Genomic DNA, 3,726 nt, shown 5'->3' on the forward strand with positions numbered 1-3,726 from the left:
GCGACTCCAGCACCATGCGCACCGCGCGCTCGACAACTTCCGGGGAAAACTTCGGGGACTTCCTCATCATGGCTCCATGTTCTCAAACGAAGGAGCCTCCTCGGATGCCGGGGCGATTCAGAGCTCGGCCAGCGTCCTGTTGCCCGTGGCCACCAACGCCACCAGCGCGTCGTCGTATTCGCTGCCCTTTCGTACCCACAGCACGGCCACTTGGCGGAGCTTTTCCCACCACCAGAACTCGTCAGCGCGAGTGCGGATTTCGGCGCGTGTACGGACAATGACTTGCGCGCCGTTGGCGGCCGCGATCTTGCCAAGGGCCCGCATCGCTGGGGTGGACGCATCGGTCTTGGCCACGAAGACATAGTCAACCGAGTCATCTCGCCGCGTCACGACAAAGGTAGCTTTGGCGCTGCGATCAGTGCCCGCGATGACGGCCTTCACGTCCGTTGGTTTGCGCGTCAACGACTTGGTCGTCGGCGAGAAGCGCTCCAGCACCCAGGCCTCGTAATGGAGGTCGGAGCCGAATTGCAGGGGTTGGACGCCGAAAGGGTCGTGAGCCCGGTTCTGGGTCCGCTTGAACTCGCGATAGCGTTCCTGACGGCCGCCCCAATGGGTCACGACCGAGTGGTGGTCTTGTTCTTTCATGAGAAGTGTCCAGGCATGAGCCACCATCCGGTCGGGGCACAGCCCGACCGCCAAGGCTCGATGGGATGGGTCCAAGTGCGGCTCGAAGGCCGCCCATGGCTGCGCTGGGACGGGCTGTCCTGGCCCGTCGTCTTTTCGCCGCTGGGCGCGGTGACCGAAAAGCTCAGCAGGCGCTTGACGCCTGCCCAAATCCGCCGGACACTTCCTATGTAGGTGTTAGGAAAAAGTCCCGACGCGTCAGTGGATCCCCATCCCTGACGCGTTTGGCGTTTTTGGGTCCCAGATTTCGGACGACTTGGTCCTTGCGTCTGGCACCACCTCCTGTTTTTTGCCTAGGTCCTAGGCGGATTCGAAATCGTCGACCGGCACTGATTTCATGCCCAGCGCGACGGCAATCTGAAAACTGCTTCCTCGGACAGCCTTGCGGGTCCCGGCGAGCACCTGGTAGACCAAAGCTGGGCTGAACCGCCGCTCAAGTGCCCACTCAGTGATCGTGATGCCGCGGTCGGCGAACCACTGCGCGGCTTCTTCCTTCGTCTTCAGCTTGACGGCCCTGCCTCGTCCGGTAGAAGCGGGGCCGTCAAGCTGACTTTCCTCAGCGGGCGCAATAGGCTGCATGTGTTCCACTTGCTGCGAAGCATTTCAAACTAAATAAATACTTTTGTACTTGTTTTGTTTGAAGCGCGAGTCTGCGCGCGGCGCGCCGGGTGTGTCAATCGCTGAAAATGGCCGGAAGACCTAGAAAAAACCCTGAGTTCCCTCTCCCTCCACCCGAAACCGCGGGCGAGCGGTTGGCTGCCGAACGTCGCCGCCTGGGACTTACGCAGGAGGAACTGGCAGGCATCTTGGACGTTGCTCACTCGGCTGTCCAAAAATGGGAGCAGGGCCGCAACTCCATTAAGACGCCTGTTCTTCATGCGATGCGCGAGGCGAAGATCGACGTCAATTTCGTCGTCTATGGGAAGGATCGCGAAGCACTTGAACCCCTCGATGCAGCCCTCTGGGAACGGGTAAAAGCTTGGGATGCCACCAATCCCAACGACGTCGACGGCAAGCCGCTGAATGAATACGCCCGATACCAGCGCATCACGCTCTTCTATCGATGGCTCAGGGACGGTCCGCGCAACGAGGCAGAAGTCGAAGAACGGTTGAGCCAGCTATCAGGACGGAAGGCTGCATGAGCAGGCCGCGGCTGACTGCCGAGAGCATCACCCAGCGCTCTCTGGAGCTGGCGATGGTCTTTTCGCAAAGGACGGTTGGCGGTGCCGACGTTCAGTGGCAGCAGATCGCCCAGGCAATCAACTGGCACCGCCTTTCATGCCGATCTCTTCGGATAGCCCTGCGCTGGTACCAGGCGCTGCTCAGCCGCCGGTTGACCAAGTGCTTTGCGCTAATTGCGGAGCAGAGGGCCATGCTGGAACTGGCTGCGGACGATAGCTCTAGCGACGAGGCACTCCTAGATGCACTGATCGCGCTTTCCAGGTCTCAGGTCGATTACGAGCTGGGGCCGAGCGCGACTCCGAAGCAACTTTTGGGTCTCGAGGTCTGCGAGATCCCTGAAGTCCGAGCCCGATACGCCCACCTGGTGCGAAACGGCGAGATCTCGAGCACCGCTGAAGGCCTGACGCTGACAAGAGCGAAGCGCCGAAGAATCACCGGCTATTCACTCTTCGCCATGTTCGTGGCTTGGCTGGCACTGGTATTTGTGTGGATGGCCATCGATGGCAAGCTGAACTTGACCCAGTTGATGGGCTACTTGGTCGGAAGCGTCGTAATGTCCGCTGTCTTGACCCGCGGCTTGTTTACCGAACTGACCTCCGATGAGCGCACTGTCCGAGACTTAAATGAGCGTCTGCGGCCGCGGCCGGTCGACGGCAAACCAACGGCCAAGTGATCGAAACATCCTCTGGCTGTATTACCCAGCGATGGCGACCAACTGGCTGCATTGCCCAACGATCGCCTACAGTGGCTAGGTCGCCCAACGTTGGCGTCCAGCTACCGAGAGGGAAACGCTGGGCGTTCGAATCTGGAAGTCGTTCAAGATCAAGAACTTACTTGCAAACGCCCTGCCCAGCGTTCACGTCGTACGGCCACCTGAGGCTGCTTGTCGGCCTGGTCTGGCTGCTGAGCTGGCTGCCCTTTCGCGTCATCGCGCTGCTGGGCTGGCTGGTCGGGAACCTGATCGCCAGCCTGCCGTCGTCGCGGCGGCGCATCGGGGCGCGCAATCTGGAACTCTGCCTGCCGGGCTGGTCGTCGGCCGAGCGGCGCGGGCTGCTGCGGCGCCATTTCGTCGCGGTGGTGCAGATGCTGCTGGAGTACGGCTATTGCTGGTTCGCGTCGCCCGAGCGGCTGCGGCGGCTGATGCGCATCGAAGGCCTGGAGCATCTGAAGGCGCTGGACGGGCGCCCGGTCGTGCTGATGATGCCGCACTTCACCGGCCTGGACCTGGCCGGCCTGCGCGTGTCGATGGAGGTGCCGGTCGTCAGCATCTACTCGCGCCAGAAGGACGCCTGGCTGGACGAGTTCTTCCGCGCGCGGCGGCTGCGGCTGGGCACCGGCATCATCTTCTCGCGCCAGCAAGGCACCCGCGCCGTCATCCGCGCGCTGCGCGACGGCTACCGCCTCTACTACCTGCCGGACCAGGACTTCGGCCAGCGCGACTCGGTCTTCGTGCCCTTCTTCGGCATCAATGCGGCCACCATCACCGGGCTGTCGCGCATGGCCACGGCGGCCCATGCGGCCGTGCTGCCCTGCTACCCGCGCCGCGAGCGCGACGGCTACACGCTGGTCATCGAGCCGGCGCTGGCCGATTTCCCGAGCGCCGACGCGATGGCCGACGCGGCGCGCATGAACGCCGTCATCGAGGCGCAGGTGCGCCGACAATTGCACCAGTATTTCTGGCTGCACAAGCGCTTCAAGTCGCGCCCGCCCGGCGAGGCCGACTTCTATGCCCGCTGCTAGTGTTTCGTCCCAGAAATAGATGGCATTAATATTGCAAGCCATTGCGGTATCTTGGCGACGGAAATACGGCAATGGCGAGAGGCAGACCGAAGACCGAACTGGTGCTCAGCGACGGCGAGC

Annotated in this window: 5 protein-coding genes; 3 read left to right on the top strand and 2 right to left on the bottom strand. The window is 62.4% G+C overall.

Going from position 1 to position 3,726, the window contains the following annotated elements; translation table 11 throughout:
* Positions 1–117: 117 nt before the first annotated feature.
* On the bottom strand, positions 118–645 hold the full coding sequence (locus tag NYP07_RS23760; RefSeq protein WP_268154673.1) for a hypothetical protein: 528 nt from the start codon (positions 643–645) through the stop codon (positions 118–120).
* 339 nt (positions 646–984) lie between these two features.
* Positions 985–1,263, bottom strand: a complete 279-nt coding sequence (locus NYP07_RS23765; RefSeq protein ID WP_088481203.1) for a DNA-binding protein — start codon at positions 1,261–1,263, stop codon at positions 985–987.
* Between the two features lie 173 nt (positions 1,264–1,436).
* Between NYP07_RS23765 and NYP07_RS23770 the strand changes: the two genes are divergently transcribed.
* The 3 genes from NYP07_RS23770 (at position 1,437) to NYP07_RS23780 (ending at position 3,606) form a co-directional block, all read left to right on the top strand.
* Positions 1,437–1,826, top strand: a complete 390-nt coding sequence (locus NYP07_RS23770; protein WP_158218122.1) for a helix-turn-helix domain-containing protein — start codon at positions 1,437–1,439, stop codon at positions 1,824–1,826.
* Entirely contained in the window at positions 1,823–2,539 is a 717-nt protein-coding gene (locus tag NYP07_RS23775; RefSeq protein WP_268154676.1) for a hypothetical protein, read from the top strand. The genes NYP07_RS23770 and NYP07_RS23775 overlap by 4 nt, the downstream gene beginning before the upstream one ends.
* A gap of 161 nt (positions 2,540–2,700) precedes the next feature.
* Entirely contained in the window at positions 2,701–3,606 is a 906-nt protein-coding gene (locus NYP07_RS23780) for an LpxL/LpxP family acyltransferase (protein WP_268154678.1), read from the top strand.
* Positions 3,607–3,726 lie beyond the last annotated feature (120 nt).

The organism is Pelomonas aquatica, assembly GCF_026712205.1.
GTDB lineage: Bacteria > Pseudomonadota > Gammaproteobacteria > Burkholderiales > Burkholderiaceae_C > Pelomonas > Pelomonas aquatica.